The 16,351-nt window shown below is 29.7% G+C and carries 16 protein-coding genes, 1 rRNA gene and 1 pseudogene; 15 read left to right on the forward strand and 3 right to left on the reverse strand.

The features are described from left to right. Positions 1-75 (forward strand): 5S ribosomal RNA (gene rrf, locus KPL55_RS26935); the annotation flags it as partial. Positions 76-349: 274 nt separating this feature from the next. On the opposite strand, the gene KPL55_RS23930 is transcribed toward rrf, so the two are convergent. After that, on the reverse strand, positions 350-925 hold the full coding sequence (locus tag KPL55_RS23930) for a response regulator (protein WP_216309277.1): 576 nt from the start codon (positions 923-925) through the stop codon (positions 350-352). Between the two features lie 456 nt (positions 926-1,381). Between KPL55_RS23930 and KPL55_RS23935 the strand changes: the two genes are divergently transcribed. From KPL55_RS23935 to KPL55_RS23990, 12 genes and pseudogenes are all read left to right on the forward strand, one after another. Then, positions 1,382-2,035, forward strand: a complete 654-nt coding sequence (locus KPL55_RS23935; protein WP_216309278.1) for a potassium channel family protein — start codon at positions 1,382-1,384, stop codon at positions 2,033-2,035. After that, positions 2,032-2,697 (forward strand): potassium channel family protein, encoded by a 666-nt coding sequence (locus tag KPL55_RS23940; RefSeq protein WP_216309279.1) that lies wholly within the window; start codon positions 2,032-2,034, stop codon positions 2,695-2,697. The genes KPL55_RS23935 and KPL55_RS23940 overlap by 4 nt, the downstream gene beginning before the upstream one ends. A 179-nt stretch (positions 2,698-2,876) precedes the next feature. Continuing rightward, positions 2,877-4,412 carry a TrkH family potassium uptake protein gene (locus KPL55_RS23945; protein WP_216309280.1) on the forward strand — a complete coding sequence of 512 codons (1,536 nt, stop codon included), beginning with the start codon at positions 2,877-2,879 and terminating at the stop codon, positions 4,410-4,412. Next, entirely contained in the window at positions 4,388-4,888 is a 501-nt protein-coding gene (locus KPL55_RS23950) for a hypothetical protein (RefSeq protein WP_216309281.1), read from the forward strand. Before KPL55_RS23945 ends, KPL55_RS23950 begins: the two co-directional genes overlap by 25 nt. A 98-nt stretch (positions 4,889-4,986) precedes the next feature. Further along, positions 4,987-6,636, forward strand: a complete 1,650-nt coding sequence (locus KPL55_RS23955; RefSeq protein WP_216309282.1) for an ATP-binding protein — start codon at positions 4,987-4,989, stop codon at positions 6,634-6,636. Beyond that, positions 6,605-7,305, forward strand: a pseudogene (locus tag KPL55_RS23960) (response regulator). The gene KPL55_RS23955 and the pseudogene KPL55_RS23960 overlap by 32 nt, the downstream one beginning before the upstream one ends. A gap of 127 nt (positions 7,306-7,432) precedes the next feature. Further along, the gene (locus tag KPL55_RS23965) at positions 7,433-7,825 is read left to right on the forward strand and encodes a tetratricopeptide repeat protein (RefSeq protein WP_216309283.1); all 393 of its coding nucleotides are present in this window, start codon (positions 7,433-7,435) and stop codon (positions 7,823-7,825) included. 157 nt (positions 7,826-7,982) lie between these two features. After that, positions 7,983-8,513 carry a YbhB/YbcL family Raf kinase inhibitor-like protein gene (locus KPL55_RS23970; RefSeq protein ID WP_216309284.1) on the forward strand — a complete coding sequence of 177 codons (531 nt, stop codon included), beginning with the start codon at positions 7,983-7,985 and terminating at the stop codon, positions 8,511-8,513. A gap of 34 nt (positions 8,514-8,547) precedes the next feature. Then, positions 8,548-8,871, forward strand: coding sequence for a rhodanese-like domain-containing protein (locus tag KPL55_RS23975; RefSeq protein WP_216309285.1), 324 nt, complete (start codon positions 8,548-8,550; stop codon positions 8,869-8,871). Between the two features lie 40 nt (positions 8,872-8,911). Beyond that, positions 8,912-10,075: a class I SAM-dependent methyltransferase gene (locus KPL55_RS23980; protein WP_216309286.1), complete on the forward strand. Its 1,164-nt coding sequence runs from the start codon at positions 8,912-8,914 to the stop codon at positions 10,073-10,075. 83 nt (positions 10,076-10,158) lie between these two features. Next, positions 10,159-10,959: a pyruvate, water dikinase regulatory protein gene (locus KPL55_RS23985; protein WP_216309287.1), complete on the forward strand. Its 801-nt coding sequence runs from the start codon at positions 10,159-10,161 to the stop codon at positions 10,957-10,959. Positions 10,960-11,153: 194 nt separating this feature from the next. After that, positions 11,154-12,101 carry an L-lactate dehydrogenase gene (locus KPL55_RS23990; protein ID WP_216309291.1) on the forward strand — a complete coding sequence of 316 codons (948 nt, stop codon included), beginning with the start codon at positions 11,154-11,156 and terminating at the stop codon, positions 12,099-12,101. A 76-nt stretch (positions 12,102-12,177) separates the two neighbouring features. Here the strand turns inward: KPL55_RS23990 and KPL55_RS23995 are convergent, their stop codons facing one another. Both KPL55_RS23995 and KPL55_RS24000 read right to left on the reverse strand, forming a co-directional pair. Next, positions 12,178-12,348: a hypothetical protein gene (locus KPL55_RS23995; protein ID WP_216309288.1), complete on the reverse strand. Its 171-nt coding sequence runs from the start codon at positions 12,346-12,348 to the stop codon at positions 12,178-12,180. 78 nt (positions 12,349-12,426) lie between these two features. Continuing rightward, positions 12,427-13,320: a LysR substrate-binding domain-containing protein gene (locus KPL55_RS24000; protein ID WP_216309289.1), complete on the reverse strand. Its 894-nt coding sequence runs from the start codon at positions 13,318-13,320 to the stop codon at positions 12,427-12,429. Positions 13,321-13,441: 121 nt separating this feature from the next. Here KPL55_RS24000 and KPL55_RS24005 point away from each other — a divergent pair, with 121 nt between their 5' ends. Together KPL55_RS24005 and KPL55_RS24010 are read left to right on the forward strand one after the other, a co-directional pair. Then, complete coding sequence (locus KPL55_RS24005; protein WP_216309290.1) at positions 13,442-15,001, forward strand: nitrite/sulfite reductase; 1,560 nt, start codon at positions 13,442-13,444, stop codon at positions 14,999-15,001. A 161-nt stretch (positions 15,002-15,162) separates the two neighbouring features. After that, the gene (locus KPL55_RS24010) at positions 15,163-15,885 is read left to right on the forward strand and encodes a GDSL-type esterase/lipase family protein (protein WP_246599809.1); all 723 of its coding nucleotides are present in this window, start codon (positions 15,163-15,165) and stop codon (positions 15,883-15,885) included. Positions 15,886-16,351 lie beyond the last annotated feature (466 nt).

The following is a 16,351-nucleotide window of genomic DNA, read 5'->3' on the forward strand; positions in this document are numbered from 1 at the left end:
AACACGAAGGTTAAGCTTCAATGCGCCGATGGTACTGCAGGGGTGACCTTGTGGAAGAGTAGGTTGTCGCCAGGTAATAAAAAAAACACTAAGTTTATCTTAGTGTTTTTTATTTTGCGTAAATATTTAATAGATAACATAAAAAGCACTTTTTATTATATAGGTGAAAGGTTTGCTAACAAATGTTTTAAACGCAAAAAAAAATATATTACGTATAATGCATTAGAACAAGCTTTAGAACTTCTTATTATATTTTAAATTAATATACGTTTTTTAGTACATTAATTTAAAATATAATTAGTAGTTCTTAGCGAAGTGATTGCATTAATAGTAAAATATTCTTTTTTCATTATTTTAATTGTTGAGCCATATTATGAAATATTTCGGCCTTTTTCAATTCACCTTGTTTACTATATACTATAGATATTAATTCATAAATTTCAGGAGTATTTAGATCAGTAGCTAAGACTACTTTTAAAGTATCTAATGCTTTATTTAGGTTATCCTCTTTTATCAATTGTTTAATAATCTTTATTTGATGTTCTATATTTATATCATATGGATTTCTTTCTATCATAATATTATCCAGAATGGTCTTAACCTTATCTGTGGTAAAAGGTTTCTGTAAATAAGTAATAGCACCAAGTTTAGTGCAATCAATTGCATTTTTAACTGTAGCAAAAGCTGTCATAATTACTACAGGAGCGATTATACCTTTAGCTCTAATTATTCTTAGAACTTCTGTGCCACTTAATTGGGGCATTTTAATATCTAAAAATATTAAATCTACAGATTCTGTATCAATTATGGATAGTGCTTCATGACCATTAGAAGCCATTAAAACTTCATAACCGTTTAGTTTAAGGTAAATGCTCAGTAATGTTCGAATATTTTTTGTATCATCTACAACTAAAACTTTTTTCATAAATTACCTTCTTTCCTAAACGAAAAATTATCTTATTATATACCTAAAAATATAAATTTTACACACCGAAGGGTAAAATCAAATGCCTTATTTTTAAGTTTATATAATAGTATAAGACTTTTATTAACTATAAGCAATAAGATTAATTTATCAAGAGTTGGCTATATCAAATATATGTAGATTTCTAGAGTGTAAATAAAGTATATATTATGATTAAAACGTATACATTAAATTGCAAAGTTATTACTATGAGGAAAATGAAGATAAACGATTAAAAACAAAGGATGAACATGCTATAGTTCTTATAGGAGATATAACAAATAGGATAATGTTTTTAAAATCAGTTAGTCAAAGTTGTGTTATACCCTAAAATTGCTTAAAATATGCATATAGATTGAAAAATATTATTAAATGATAAATAATCTAATAAAGAAATAAAAGTAAGGAGAACACATTATGTATATTGTAATAATAGGTTGTGGAAAATTAGGAAGTGGGCTTGCTATAGAATTATCTAATGATGGCCATGATGTGGTAGTTGTGGATAAGTACGCAGAGAATTTAGAGCGCCTTGGAAGCGGATTTAATGGAATTAGAATTAAGGGAGTCGAAATAGATAATGATATATTAATAGAAGCGGGAATTGAGCAGGCAGATGTATTTTTGGCTCTGACCCAAGCAGATAATATTAACATTATGGCTAGTCAGATAGCAAAGGATATATTCAAGGTTCCTAGGGTAATAGCAAGAATATATGATCCATCGAGAGAAGTTATATATAGGCAACTAGGATTAAAAACTATAAATCCAACTGAGTTAGGTATAAATATAATTAAAAATAAAATCATATTAAGGAATTCTGAAACAAAATTAATATTATGTAATGACATGTCCATAGAAGAAATTAAAATAAATAAACTTAATTTTAACAATGTTTCAGAAATAGAAGATAAATTTAATTGCAGAATATGTGCAGTTTGTAAAAATGGAGATTTTAAGATACCAGATAGAAATGAATTATTAGATAAAGGTGATAAAATAATTTGTAGCATTAATAAGGAGAATAAAGAAAAGTTAGTGAAAGCAATAATGAAGGGGAAATTAATATGAGGGCTATAGTAGTTGGTGGTGGGAAGGTAGGGTATTATCTTGTCAAAACTTTAAAAGAAAAAAAACACCGAGTAGTTTTAATAGAAAAAGACATAAAAGTATGCGAAAAGATTGCTGAAGATCTTCAGGTTGATGTAATATGTGGCGATGGTTCTGATGTAGAGGTGTTGAAAGATGCAGGTATTGAGGAGGCCGAGGTTGTAGCTGCAGTGACAGGAAAAGACGAGGAAAACTTGGTAATTTGCCAAATGGCTAAAGTGAATTTTAAAATTAATAAAACCATAGCTAGAATAAACAATCCGAAAAATACGGCAATATTTAAGATGCTAGGAGTAGACAAGACTGTATGCAGTACACAAGTAATATGTAATTCGATAGAGGATGAATTTGATATCGGACCACTAAAAATAATAGAAACTTTAAATAAAGGAGAAATGGTATTAGTAGAAGCAAAAATATATAATAAAAGTAAATGGAAAAATAAAGCTATAGAGCAGATACGGATGCCAAAGGAATGTGTAATTTTATCAATAATAAGAAATGAGGAAGTGATTTTTCCAAATGGTTCTGTGGTTATAAAAGAGGAAGATAAAGTACTTATTATAACAAATACAGATAAGAAAAATGAAGTAGAGAAATCAATAATAGGAAATCAAATATAGTATGAAATTAATATAGTATGAAATTAATATAGTATGAAATTAATATTGAGAGGAAGGCTAAATATATTATGACAAACAAAAAGATTGTACGCGGGGTAATTACAGAGGTAGGCTATTCTCTAATATTTTTATTTGTTTTATATAGCATTAATATGATTTTGGCAAGGTAAGGTGAGATTATGAAAAAAATTATAAAGAGCTATGATGACATAAAAATAATTAATTTTTACGTAGGGTATGTAGTTATTGGAACTGCATGTTTAATGCTTATACCAATAATAACTTCATTAATGTTTAAAGAATGGAGTGCACTGTTAGATTTTGTTATTAGTATAAGTATAGCTCTTAGTTTAGGGACACTACTTATGTTTACAGGCAGAAGCAAGATTGATAAAGTAAAAGTGCAATGGAAACATGGTTTAGTAATTGCATCTAGCTCATGGATAATATTAACACTATTGTGTGCGGTACCTTATGAGCTTAGTGGAAATACTCAATCTTTCTTAGATGCGTGTTTTGATGTAATGAGTGGATTTACAACCACAGGACTTTCACTTACTCAAAATCTTGACCATCTTTCATTAGGGTTAAATATGTGGAGACATATTATTACATTTGTTGGTGGGCAAGGTATGGTAGTGCTTGCACTAAGTTTTATGGTAAACCATACATTAGGTGCCTACAAAATGTATGTTGGTGAAGGTAAGGATGTTGAACTTGTACCCAATGTAAAAAACACAGCAAGAATTATATGGAAAATAAGTGTTGTATATCTAATTGTAGGTACTCTAATGCTTTGGATTGATGGAATGTTTATAGGGCTTAAGCCTGTAAGTGCATTTTTTCATGCTTTATTTATTTTTATGTCTGCATGGAGCACAGGTGGGTTTGCACCAATGTCTCAAAATATATTGTATTACCATAGTCTTTCATATGAACTTCTAACAATGATTTTCTTTATAATTGGTTCTTTGAATTTTGCATTACATTATGCGGTGTGGCAAGGAAATAAAAAGGAAGTATACAAAAATATTGAAACTCAGAGCTTTTTTATTACAGTTTTGATTATTTCTTTTTTTACAGTATTAAAACTAACGAATTCAGGAGTATATAGTAATGGTATATCAGTTTTTAGAAAAGGAGTATATACGGTATTATCAGCTCATACAACTACAGGGTTTGGGACTCTTTACGCAAGGCAGTTTGCAACTGAGTGGGGGGATTTTCCGGTAATTATGATTATAATAGCAATGCTTATAGGAGGATCTGCTTGTTCTACAGCAGGCGGGTTTAAAGGATTAAGGGTAGGGATTGTTTTCAAAAGTATAATTTCAGAGGTTAGTAAATTATTAAATTCAGACAGAAAAATAAAGGTATTTAAGTTTCATCATATAAAAGAAATTATTTTAGGGGATGGAATGGTAAAATCTGCTTACATCATAATAACATGTTACATTATATTATTTTTTATTGGTACGGCGCTTGGAACTTATTATGGATACCCAGTGCTTAGTTCAGCATTTGAAGCTGCTTCAATTACAGGAAATGTGGGATTATCTATTGGCGTTACGTCGCCATCAATGCCATCAGTAATGAAGATATATTATATAATTGCAATGTATCTAGGAAGGTTAGAATTTATATCAGTATTTGTATTAATAGGAGCTACGTTTGGAGGCATTAAAAAATTATGGTTAAGACTTTTAAAACAATGATATTGATATGTATTTTAGTTTTTTCTTATTCTATAACATGCAAGGCAAAGGACTATAAAAATTTTAATGACTTAATCGAAAATAGTAAAAAGCTTGATAATAGTAGTATAACACTTAAGGGTGAGGCTATTGGAGAAAGTATGAATAGAGGTGAATATTCCTGGGTTAATATTAGTGACGGAAGTACAGCTATGGGAATATGGATTGAAAGCACGCTTGCTAAAAATATAAAAAATTACGGAAAGTATGCGTACAAGGGAGATATAGTTGAGATAAATGGAAATTTTAATAGGGCTTGCACGCAGCATGGTGGGGATATGGATGTCCATGCGAGTTCAATAAAAGTTGTAGAAACTGGAGGTAGCGTAATTATCCCTATAAGTAAAAGTAAAAAAATTATAGCGTTAGTATTAACTTCTATCACACTTGTTTTGTGCATTTCATATTTTAAATTTACAAAAATAACTTCTAAATAATTTATTTTTTATTAATACAAAAAAATCTTGTCTGAATTTATAGTTATTTTTAATAAATAATCATAGTCCTTTAATATATTAGGGAGGAGAGAAGGAGTTTGAAAAAAACAAATAAACTTAATAAAGTCAAGTTTAGTGAAAGCTTTTTTAAGATTTCTAGTGAAAATAATCATTATGAATACGAAGACATTAAACCTAAAACAATGATAATTACAAATGCACTTAAGACATTAGCAATTATGTGTTTCGCAATTGTTATATCACTTGTATTTAGAAAAATTGGAATTCACGAGTCAAATGTTATTATTGTATTTATTTTAGGAGTATTATTTGTGTCTAGAAACACTGTAGGATATATTTATGGTATTTTTGCAGCCATATTTGGAGTGTTATCATTTAATTATTTCTTTACGGTTCCTTACTACAGTTTTTTAGCGTATAGAGCCGACTATCCTGTAACTTTTATAATTATGTTAATAGCTGCAATTATCACAAGCACTTTAACTTCGAGAGTTAAGTCGCAAGCTAGAATATCTTTATTACGTGAAAATAGAATGTTAATTTTACATAAGATTAACAAATCGCTGCTTCAATCTAAAAATAAAAAACAAGTAGTTAAATTTTGTGGGAACGATTTAGTTGATATGTTTGACAGAACTATTATGATCGCTTCATTAAACTATGAAAACAAATTGCAAAGCCCAAAGGATTATATGACTTGCGGAGAAGATAGGTTGAATATATTTCAGTCTGATTTAGAAATCATCGCAGTTGAAAAATGCTTTTTATCAGGTCGATCTGTTGGAGTAAAAGGGGAGATATATTTAAATAGTATTGGCCACTATCACCCTATTAAAGGGCAAAATAAAATCCTTGGAGTTATTGGTATAGCATGTGTAGAGGGAATTACATTATCAAAAAATGAGGAGATTCTTTTAGATTCTGTTTCATCGCAAATAGCATTGGCTATTGAAAGAGAAGATTTATATGAAAAGAAGAGACAAATAAATTTAGAGACTGAAACAGAAAGGCTAAGAGGGAATCTTTTAAGGTCAATTTCACATGATTTAAGAACCCCATTAACAGGAATATTAGGCTCAGTTTCTACTATTACTGATAATTATGAAAGACTTGATAATGACACTAAGAAAGAGCTACTTGCTATTATTTATGAAGATACAAGCTGGCTTATACATTCAGTTGAAAATATACTGAGTATGACAAGAATAGATGAAGGCAAGCTGGAAATCAAAAAGGATATAGAGGTTGTTGAAGAAATTATCTCGGAGTCTATATCAAGGGTTAAAAGATTTTCAGGAAAGCATAATATTGTGGTACATTTGCCTGAGTGTATGGTTGTACTATTTGTAGATGGATTATTAATAGAGCAGGTTCTTATTAATTTAATTGATAATGCTATAAAGTATACACAGGATGATTCAATTATTGAAGTTAAAGTTGTAGAAAATGAAGGGAACGTAATTTTTGAAGTATCTGATAATGGTAAAGGAATACCGCAAGAAGATTTAAAGTCTATATTTGATAGGTTCTATACTAAGTCCAAGGGTGAGTGTCTAGAAAGACGAGGCATAGGGCTAGGTCTTGCTATATGCAAATCTATTATAGAAGGTCATGGTGGAAGTATAGAAGCAATGAACAATTCTTCTGGGGGGGCGAATTTTAGGTTTATGTTACCAGTGATAAGGAGTGAAGAAAATGGATATAAAGCCCTTGATTCTAATAGTTGAAGATGATAAACCAATTAAAAAATTTATGAAAGTTTCACTAGAAGCACAAGGCTATAGGTGCATTGAAACTGAATTTGGAAATGCTGCTATAACCATTATCTTATCACAAAATCCAGATATAATAATTTTAGACTTAGGATTACCTGATATTGATGGGCTTAAGGTTATCGACAAAGTACGTAAGTCAACAAAAGCAATGATTATAGTTGTTTCAGCTCGTGGACGTGAGAGTGAAAAGGTTGAAGCGTTAGATAAAGGTGCAGATGATTATTTGACCAAACCCTTTAGTGTTGCAGAACTTAGCGCAAGAGTTAGAGTAGCACTTAGGCATTTTAATCAAGATAATAGTCCGCAAAATAATGAGTTATCAGTATTTGTTGTTAAGGATTTAAAAATAGATTTTCAAAAACGTAAAGTTATGATTCTAGATGAAGAAATACATTTAACACCAATGGAGTTTAAATTAATTGAGTTAATGTCGAAATATGCAGGACGTGTGTTAACTCATAAATATATAGTTAATGAGATATGGGGCAATTATTTAGATAATGATTCACAATCGCTAAGGTTTTTATGGCTAATATAAGAAGAAAGATAGAAAAGGATCCTGCTCAGCCTGAGTATATTATAACAGAAGTGGGGGTAGGTTATCGTTTAGTAGATGAATAATAAAAATCTTAACATAATCTTTATACCAGTAGAGTTATCTTTATACTATCTTAATAGTAAATTTATACGGATTTTGATAAAATATAATTATCAAATATTAATGGGAAGGATAACTTGAGGTGATTATATGTTAAGTATTAGAAATGAAAATGTTTATATGGAAAGTAATATCAAAAAAATTATTAGGACTATAAAATCTAGACAATATGATTTAGCATGTGAGTATTTACATCAGGAGATGATTGAAAATGATCATTCTGCTCAGGTGTACAATTTACTTGGAGTTATTTCGGAATATAAAGGCGATGTTCTACTAGCAATTAAATATTATAGAGCAGCATATGTATTCGATCCAACATATAAAGCAGCAGATAGAAATTTAGAGAAATTAACTTCATTTTTTTATAGATTTGATGAAGAAAGTATAGAATATGGAGATTCTATGGAGAAAGAACATCAGAGATTTCATTTTGTAAATCATAACTCTATGAATATTGGACATTTGAAATTAATGAGGTAACTCATTTATGGTAATAAAACTAGTATAGATAACAAATATAAAATACACCAAATAGTCGATTATTAGATAACAATCGACTATTTGGTGTATACTCAGTTATATAACTAAAATATTTCGGGTTCTTCACTTTAGATAAATAGGTTAGGAGGAAACGTTTATGACTATTGATTTGTTTGCAAAACTTCCAAAGGTAGCAAGCTTTGAGGTTACAAGTACAGATATTACGGATGGACAGCCATTTGCTAAAGCTCAGCTTTCAGGAATGTCTGGTGTTAAGGGTGGAAAGGATATTTCTCCACAGCTATCTTGGAATGGTGCACCTAAGGGAACAAAGAGTTACGTAGTAACTATATATGATCCTGATGCTCCAACTGGCTCCGGTTTTTGGCATTGGGCAGTTGCCAACATTCCGGCTAGCGTTACGCAGTTGCAAAGTGGTGCAGGAGATGATAAGGGGCTAAAATTGCCCAGTGGAGCAATTCAATTACATAATGATGCAAGTCTTGCACGTTTTATGGGTGCTGCTCCTCCGCATGGACATGGTCAACATAGGTATTTGATTGTTATTCATGCATTAGATATTGAGGATATAGGTGTTCCAATTAATGCAACACCAGCAGCTCTCGGATTCCAAATGTTTAGTCACAGACTTGGTCGCGCTGTTCTGACCGCTACGGCTGAACTATAACAAAAGTGAAAATTATAATAAGGAGGTACAAAACATGAGTGATTCAAATGTTAAAAATGTTAGTGGAGAAGAGGCATATAAAATTATAAATGAGGAGAAAGAGCTTATTATTTTGGATGTAAGAAGTAAAGAGGAATACGATAATGGACATATACCAGGAGCAAAACTTCTTCCAGTTCAAGTTCTTTCTATGAGAATTGATGAACTGGGTGTTTATATAGATAAGCCAATTCTTGTTTATTGCGCATCAGGAGTAAGAAGTCCAAGGGCCGTGGAAACTTTAATAGAGAATGAATTTACGAATATTTACCATCTAAGCCGTGGAATTTCTTCTTGGACACATAAATTAACTAAATAATAATTATAATTAATTAAAATAAAATATAAGGTGTGTTGAAATGGAAGATCTAAAAAACGCAATTCATGAAATAGTACAACAAGAACTTATAAAGATAGTTATAAGCAATAAACTTAATAAAGATATAAAATTCAATAAAATAATATTTATATTGAAAGAAGATGGTACGAAACAATATTATCAAATAGAAAAATATACTGATAAACAAGTATTTCATGAAAACATTGACATAACTTTTTTAGAAGAAAAACTATTAGAGTATATATCAGATAGTTATAAACAAGTAGATGCTTGGTCAAATATAACTACATTCGAACTTAAGGTATCTAAAAAAGGTAAAGTATATTTAGGAACAAAAAAAAGTGATAACCAGGCTCTAGTTAACAAAGGCCATAACAATGAAAAAAATTACATTCTTAAAGAAGGTATGATCATAGAGCCACTTATAGATCTAGGTATTTTTACGAAAGATGGTAAGGTTGTTAATTCAAAATATGATAAGTATAAACAAATAAATAGATTTGTAGAAATTATTGATGATGAAATTAAGAAAAATGATTATAATGATCTTACTATATTAGATTTTGGGTGTGGTAAATCTTATTTAACATTTGTATTATATTATTATTTTGTGGAAATTAAAAAGATCAATGTCAAAATGATTGGTCTAGATCTTAAGGAGGATGTAATTAATAAGTGTAATGATATAGCTAAAAGATATAATTATGAAAACTTACATTTTGAACTAGGTGATATAAATGGTTTCAAATATGATAATAAAGTTGATATGGTAATTACATTACATGCGTGTGATACAGCTACTGATTATGCTTTGTATAATGCGGTAAAGTGGAATAGCAAGATGATTTTCGCGGTTCCTTGTTGTCAACATGAATTTAATAGTCAAATTAAAACAGACTCTTTGTCTATACTTACAAAGTATGGAATAGTGCAAGAAAGAGTTTCAGCACTTATGACAGATGCGGTTCGTGCAAATCTTTTAGAGAGTGTAGGGTATAAAACACAACTTTTAGAGTTTATTGATATATCACATTCTCCTAAGAATATATTAATTAGAGCTACAAAAGCTAATATATTAAAAGATAAAAAAGAAAAATCTCTGATTGAGGTAAATAATTTAATGAATGAGTTTAATTTAAATTCAACATTATATAACTTGTTGAAAAACGAAAACTTAATATAAGGTACATGGTTAAATTTGTAAATAGAATGTATTTATTAACAGTTAGTGAATAAAATACAAAATTAAGTTGAGGAGTTGAGTAAATGTTAACGATATATGCGGTATCAGACTCAATAGGGGAAACAGCGGCACTTGTAGCTAAATCAGTAGCAAGGCAATTTCCAGGTAGTATAATTATAAAAAGAGTTCCACATATCAAAACAGCTGAGGATGTTAATATCTTTATTAATAAAATAGATAGTAATTCAAAAGCAATGATTATTTCAACTATAATTATGGTAGACATAAAAGAATTTTTGGTTCAAAGGTGCGCTGAAAAAGGGATATTTGTATCTAATGTTTTAGGACCGGGCATAGGCCTAGCATCTAAGTTATTAAACAAGCAACCTGAATATATACCAGGGGCAATATGGAATCTTGATAATGAATATTATAAAAGAATAGCTGCTATGGAGTTTGCTATGCAATATGATGATAGCAGGGATTATAACGGTATAAAAATTGCAGATGTAGTACTTATTGGTGTTTCAAGAACCTCAAAAACTCCACTGTGTATGTACTTAGCTAACAAGGGAATTAAAGCAATAAATATACCACTAGTGCCTGAAGTTCCTGTTCCAGATGAATTATACGAAATTCCAGGTAAAAAAATTATAGGTCTAACAATAAATCCTTTTGAACTTATTGAAATAAGAAAACGTAGAATTGGTAAATTTAATGGACTTAATTCTACTTTTCAATATGCTAATGATGCAAGAATACTCGAGGAACTTGATTTTGCAGAAAAGATAATGAAAAGAACAAGGTGTTTAACAATTGATGTTACTAATAGGGCTATAGAGGACACTGCTTTAATTGTTATGAAAAACATAGGATATAATTAATGTGACTGTAACCTAATTTATATGAAATAAGTAGTGGTTTGCTTTATTTAAATATTATCATGAAAAAGATCACTATTAACTATTAATTAGTATATAATATTAATTAAGAAGGAAAAATTCTTTTATTTCCAAATTTTCTTAATGAGATAGGTATCATGGTGAAATTAAAGCATGTAGAGGAAGGAATGGTTTGTATGAGAGCTAGAGGAAATAAGATATCCATAATTGGAGCAGGATTTGTAGGTTCTACTACAGCATTTGCTCTAATGACTAGTGGGATAGTATCAGAAATTGTAATTGTAGATATAAATAAGGATAAGGCTGAGGGTGAGGCGATGGATTTATCACATGGTGTATCATTCGTTAGGCCTATAGAAATATCATCTGGAGAGTATGAGGATACAAAGGATTCGGATATAGTAATAATTACAGCTGGAGTTGGTCAAAAAGAAGGAGAGACAAGACTTTCTTGTATTTCAAAAAATTTAAAAATATTTAAAAGTATAATTCCAGAGGTTGTAAAATTCAGCCCTAATTCCATATTACTAGTAGTATCAAATCCTGTTGATATATTGACTTATATAACATATAAGTTATCAGGATTTCCAAGTAGTAGGGTAATTGGATCCGGAACGGTTCTTGATACCTCAAGATTTAAATATTTGCTTAGTAAACATTTTGATATTGACGCAAGAAATATTCATACCTATATAATGGGTGAACATGGTGACTCAGAAATTGCTACTTGGAGTTTAACAAGTATCGCAGGTATGAATGTTGATGAGTATTGTGATATTTGTGATAAAAATTGTGCTGGTGAGATGAAGTTTGATATATATAAGGAAGTAAAAGAATCAGCTTATACTATAATAAAGAAAAAGGGTGCAACGTATTATGCTGTTGCTTTAGCCATAAAAAGAATAGTCGAAGCTATATTAAGTAATGAGAACTCGATACTTACAGTATCTTCATTGCTAAAGGGCGAATATGGAATTAATGACATTTATATGGGTGTGCCAACGGTTCTAGGTAGAGAAGGAGTAAAAAAGATATTACAAGTTAAACTTAGTGATGAGGAAAATGATAAACTTTTAGAATCTTCAAAAGTATTAAAATCAGTTATAAAAGATTCAGAAATATAAATTTAAAATTGAAAAAAATAAAACAAACATAGTAAAATAATTTACTATGTTTGTTTTTGATATTAAGCTCGTAATATTAATTTTTTTCTTTTGTTATTTTATTAGTTACAAATCGTTCTAACATGCTCATTATTTGACCTTTACTTAATGTGTTATACCAATCAGTTCTTTCTGCTTGACTGCTGTCCATCATATCTTTATTGTAAAAATCTTCACCTTTTTTAATTCTTATAAATATTTGATCCATTATTTTGCATCTCCTAATAAATTAATTATTAATTTTGTATTTTATATTTAGGTATTATTTAGTTTAAGTATGTCCAACTTATAATAAATTATTCAAACTACTACACTGTTCTAATTTTTCAACAAATAATGTTGCAATCCTTGATAAGTTTTTTTCATGAACTAAATAAGAAAAATATCGATTGTATTTTGTTTTTGTAGGTATAATTTTAAGCTCATGGCTATCAGCCGCAGAAGATACTACTAAAGAAGAAATAAAAGTAACACCTAAATTATTTCTAACAGCTTCTTTGATTGCGTAATTACTTCCTAGAATAATATAATTTTTAGGTGAAATATCTTCTGCATTTAAAAACATGTTTAAATATTCACCTGTACCAGAACCTTCTTCTCTATGCATCCAAGTTTGATTTGATAAACAGGTTCTAAGACCTATATTTTTATCAAAGGTAAATGAATTTGGAGTTACAACAACCATTGTGTCTTTATAAAAGTTTTTAAAGGTAAAATTATGTACTGGAAGGCTACCTTCAGTTAAAGCAATATCAATGTCATAGCTCTTAAATTTTTCGAATATATTATGTGTATTGTCAATAGCGACTTCAAGACTTATATTTGGAAACTCTTTAATAAAATCCCCTAGTATTGAAGGAAGTAAGAATTCACCTATAGTCATGCTTGCACCAATTTTTAAAGTCCCAGAGGTGGAAGTGTAATAATTAGTTAATTCTTGTTTGGTGTCATCTATTAATGACAAAATCTGTTTTGCCTTTTTATATAACATTTCTCCAGTTTGAGTAATTAATATAGTTCTTTGTTTATTTGATCTCTCTATTAACCGTGTATTAAAGTTCTTTTCTAGTGTTACAATATGTAAACTTACGCTAGGTTGAGATATGTTGATGCTGGCAGCAGCTTTTGTGAAGCTTTTTTTATCTACAACAGCAATGAAAGTTTTTAATTCTTCAATCAAAATTATCACCTACCTATCAGAAATATTAATAAGTATTATATAAAAAGTCTATTATACTTATTGGTCAAAACAAAGTATACTATAAATATACAAATTGTGCAATAAGGAAGGAATGATATATATGAACAAATTAAATGACATTCTTCTTAGTGAAATTGAAGATTTTAGAGTACTAGGCAATAAATTTTTAAATGGTGAAGTAAATAAAATGGACTTTAAAGGAGCTTCCGGTGGAATGGGCGTTTATGCACAGCGAAGTGGAAAGGAATTTATGGCAAGATTTAGAATGCCTGCAGGAATTGCTTCTATAAAAGATCTTAAATTAATTTATGATTTTGCAAATAGATATAAAGTCGAAAGTATACATATAACCACTCGTCAGGCAATGCAACTACATGGAATTACAATTGATGAAGTTTGTGAGGTTATGGAAGAGGGGATTAATAAAGGATTATATATAAGAGGTTCAGGTGGAAATTACCCTAGAAATGTTTCTGCATCACCACTATCTGGGGTAGAGGAAAAAGAGGTTTTTGATATATCACCTTATGCAACTGCTGTAGGGCAACACTTTTTAAATAAGATATATACGTATAAATTGCCAAGAAAATTTAAAGTTGCTTTTTCAAGCAATAATGAAGATGAGTCACATGTAACTGCAACTGATTTAGGATTTTTAGCTGTTAAAGAAAATGGTGTTGAATTTTTCAAGGTATATATCGGCGGTGGAATGGGCAAAAATTCAAGGTTATCAGCGCATCTAGAACAGTTAATTAAGCCAGAGGATATTCTGTACCATGTTGAAGCAATAACGCAGCTATTCATTGATGAAGGTGATTACGTAAATAAATCAAGAGCGAGAATAAGATACATTATGGAAAGAATGGGCGAAGAGAAATTTATTAATTGCTATAATGGGTATTTGGAGAAAATTAAGGATGAAGCAAAAGGTAATTTGAAAATTAAGATAGAAAATAAAGTGTATGACAAAGTTGGAATTGAAACAGCAATCCGAGGTCCAAGAATATACCCTCAAAAACAAAAAGGATTGTACAGTGTGTATTTGCATCCATTGGGTGGGCAATTAAAAAGCAAGGATTTAAAGAGAATATTGGATAAAATTGAAGTAATGGATCAAGTAGAAGTAAGACTAGCAATGACTGAAGGACTATATATTAGAAATCTAAATGGGAAAGAAGCAGAAACAATGCTTGAGTTAACATCTGAAATGGGTGGAAATACATCTCTGGAATTTTCTGTTGCATGTATTGGTGTTCCAACTTGTCAGATGGGGATTTTAGGAAGTCAGCATACTTTAAGTGCGATACTTAGTTATTTTAAAGAAAATGATTTAACAAAGGATATATTGCCACGTGTTCACATATCCGGGTGCCCTAATTCTTGTTCAGTACATGAAATAGGAACGATTGGGTTTTGTGGTAAAAAGAAAAAGGTTAATGGTGAGGTTATAAATGTATTTGAATTACACCTTGATGGTAATCTTGGAATTGGTAAAACAAAGCTTAGTAAAAATTACGGTGATATAAAGGAAGAGGAAGTACCAAAATTCCTATTTGAACTTGCAAGTGCTATTGATGCTTCTAAAAAAGACTTTATTAGTTGGACTCATCAAAATACAGATGAGCTTATAAAAATTACAACTAAGTATATAGTATTATAAATATACAGCTATTAAAAAATTATTAGCATACCCATATCTTAATTGATATGGGTTTTGTTATTAAATAATTTATTTTATTCATTTCATTGAATTTAAGCATCAAGTCCTATAAAATTTAAGTGGGTTATTTAATATTAAATAAATATTGGAAGGGGCTATTTATGAATTATAAAAAGTTATCATACATTCTATCCGCAGTAATTGTTATTTTAATTGCTGTCGGTGTAATAGGAGCAAAGGTTGGACGTGATTATATTGTTAATAAAACAAATGAAGCAAGTAAAGAGATGAAAGTTGAAAGCTGGCAAGAAACCAATAAATCACTTGAAAAAAGGAGTATAGTTTTTGTGGGGGATTCAATTACTGAATTTTTTAAGGTAGATGAGTTTTTTAAAGATGTAACTGCAATTAATCGTGGAATAGTAGGGGATACTACTGATGAATTACTAGCAAGAATTAAAGAAAGTGTATACGATATTAAGCCATCCAAAGCGTTTCTAATGATTGGAACAAACGATATTGTTAATGGAAATAGAAACCCAACATATATCGTTGCAAATATTAGCAAAATGATTGAAGGAATTAAAAAAAATAGTCCAGGCACAGTGATTTATCTTGAATCGGTGTATCCTGTCTATGCTATGGAAGATAAGAAATTTGATACATATATGGTTGGGAAACGTAACAATGAGATAATCACAGAAATTAATGAAAAGCTTAAGGTACTGGCTAAGTCCGAAAATGTAGCATATATAGATGTGTATTCACATTTAATTGGTGATAACAATCAAATTAAGATAAATTATACGTATGATGGATTACATTTAGATGCTCCAGGATACATTGAGGTAGTAAAGGTGCTTAAGCCATATGTATATAATTAATGTACAGTAACTATAGTTATGTTAGGATGAAAATGAGCCGCCAAAAGTTAGGGAGTGCGGTCTCGTTTTAAACTAATAATAAAACTGTATAGCAAAACTTAACCATGCGTATCAGAATGTTAAATAGTGAGAAAATCGGATGTATACCTTGGAATGTTACTCTAATATGGATAGAATGCCTATTAGGTTTAATTATTATTATATATATATGATAGAATACTCTTTGTCGTCACTTGCGAGTGGCACACTAAGCTAAATGTTAATTACAATTTAACCAAGTTTTAATGAAAACTTAGTTTAAAAGAATTAGTTGACAAAACAAGAAATACCTAGTATTATAGTAGAAGTCGTCACTTGATGACAAAACAAATTGGTCTTTGAAAATTAAACAGAGAAATAGGTAAACTTAGCAAAATAATATTTTGTTAAACCAGTCAATTACTTTAGTATAAAGTAAAATTTAGTC

Origin of the sequence: Clostridium lacusfryxellense, assembly GCF_018861735.1 — a bacterium.
GTDB lineage: Bacteria > Bacillota > Clostridia > Clostridiales > Clostridiaceae > Clostridium_AD > Clostridium_AD lacusfryxellense.

Coding starts and splice junctions, on each gene's coding strand:
- KPL55_RS23990 (WP_216309291.1), top strand. CDS start 11,154: ATGAGAGCTAGAGGAAATAAGATATCCATAATTGGAGCAGGATTTGTA.
- KPL55_RS23945 (WP_216309280.1), top strand. CDS start 2,877: ATGAAAAAAATTATAAAGAGCTATGATGACATAAAAATAATTAATTTT.
- KPL55_RS23985 (WP_216309287.1), top strand. CDS start 10,159: ATGTTAACGATATATGCGGTATCAGACTCAATAGGGGAAACAGCGGCA.
- KPL55_RS24010 (WP_246599809.1), top strand. CDS start 15,163: ATGAATTATAAAAAGTTATCATACATTCTATCCGCAGTAATTGTTATT.
- KPL55_RS23975 (WP_216309285.1), top strand. CDS start 8,548: ATGAGTGATTCAAATGTTAAAAATGTTAGTGGAGAAGAGGCATATAAA.
- KPL55_RS23995 (WP_216309288.1), bottom strand. CDS start 12,348: ATGGATCAAATATTTATAAGAATTAAAAAAGGTGAAGATTTTTACAAT.
- KPL55_RS23930 (WP_216309277.1), bottom strand. CDS start 925: ATGAAAAAAGTTTTAGTTGTAGATGATACAAAAAATATTCGAACATTA.
- KPL55_RS24005 (WP_216309290.1), top strand. CDS start 13,442: ATGAACAAATTAAATGACATTCTTCTTAGTGAAATTGAAGATTTTAGA.
- KPL55_RS23970 (WP_216309284.1), top strand. CDS start 7,983: ATGACTATTGATTTGTTTGCAAAACTTCCAAAGGTAGCAAGCTTTGAG.
- KPL55_RS23940 (WP_216309279.1), top strand. CDS start 2,032: ATGAGGGCTATAGTAGTTGGTGGTGGGAAGGTAGGGTATTATCTTGTC.
- KPL55_RS23965 (WP_216309283.1), top strand. CDS start 7,433: ATGTTAAGTATTAGAAATGAAAATGTTTATATGGAAAGTAATATCAAA.
- KPL55_RS23950 (WP_216309281.1), top strand. CDS start 4,388: ATGGTTAAGACTTTTAAAACAATGATATTGATATGTATTTTAGTTTTT.
- KPL55_RS23980 (WP_216309286.1), top strand. CDS start 8,912: ATGGAAGATCTAAAAAACGCAATTCATGAAATAGTACAACAAGAACTT.
- KPL55_RS23935 (WP_216309278.1), top strand. CDS start 1,382: ATGTATATTGTAATAATAGGTTGTGGAAAATTAGGAAGTGGGCTTGCT.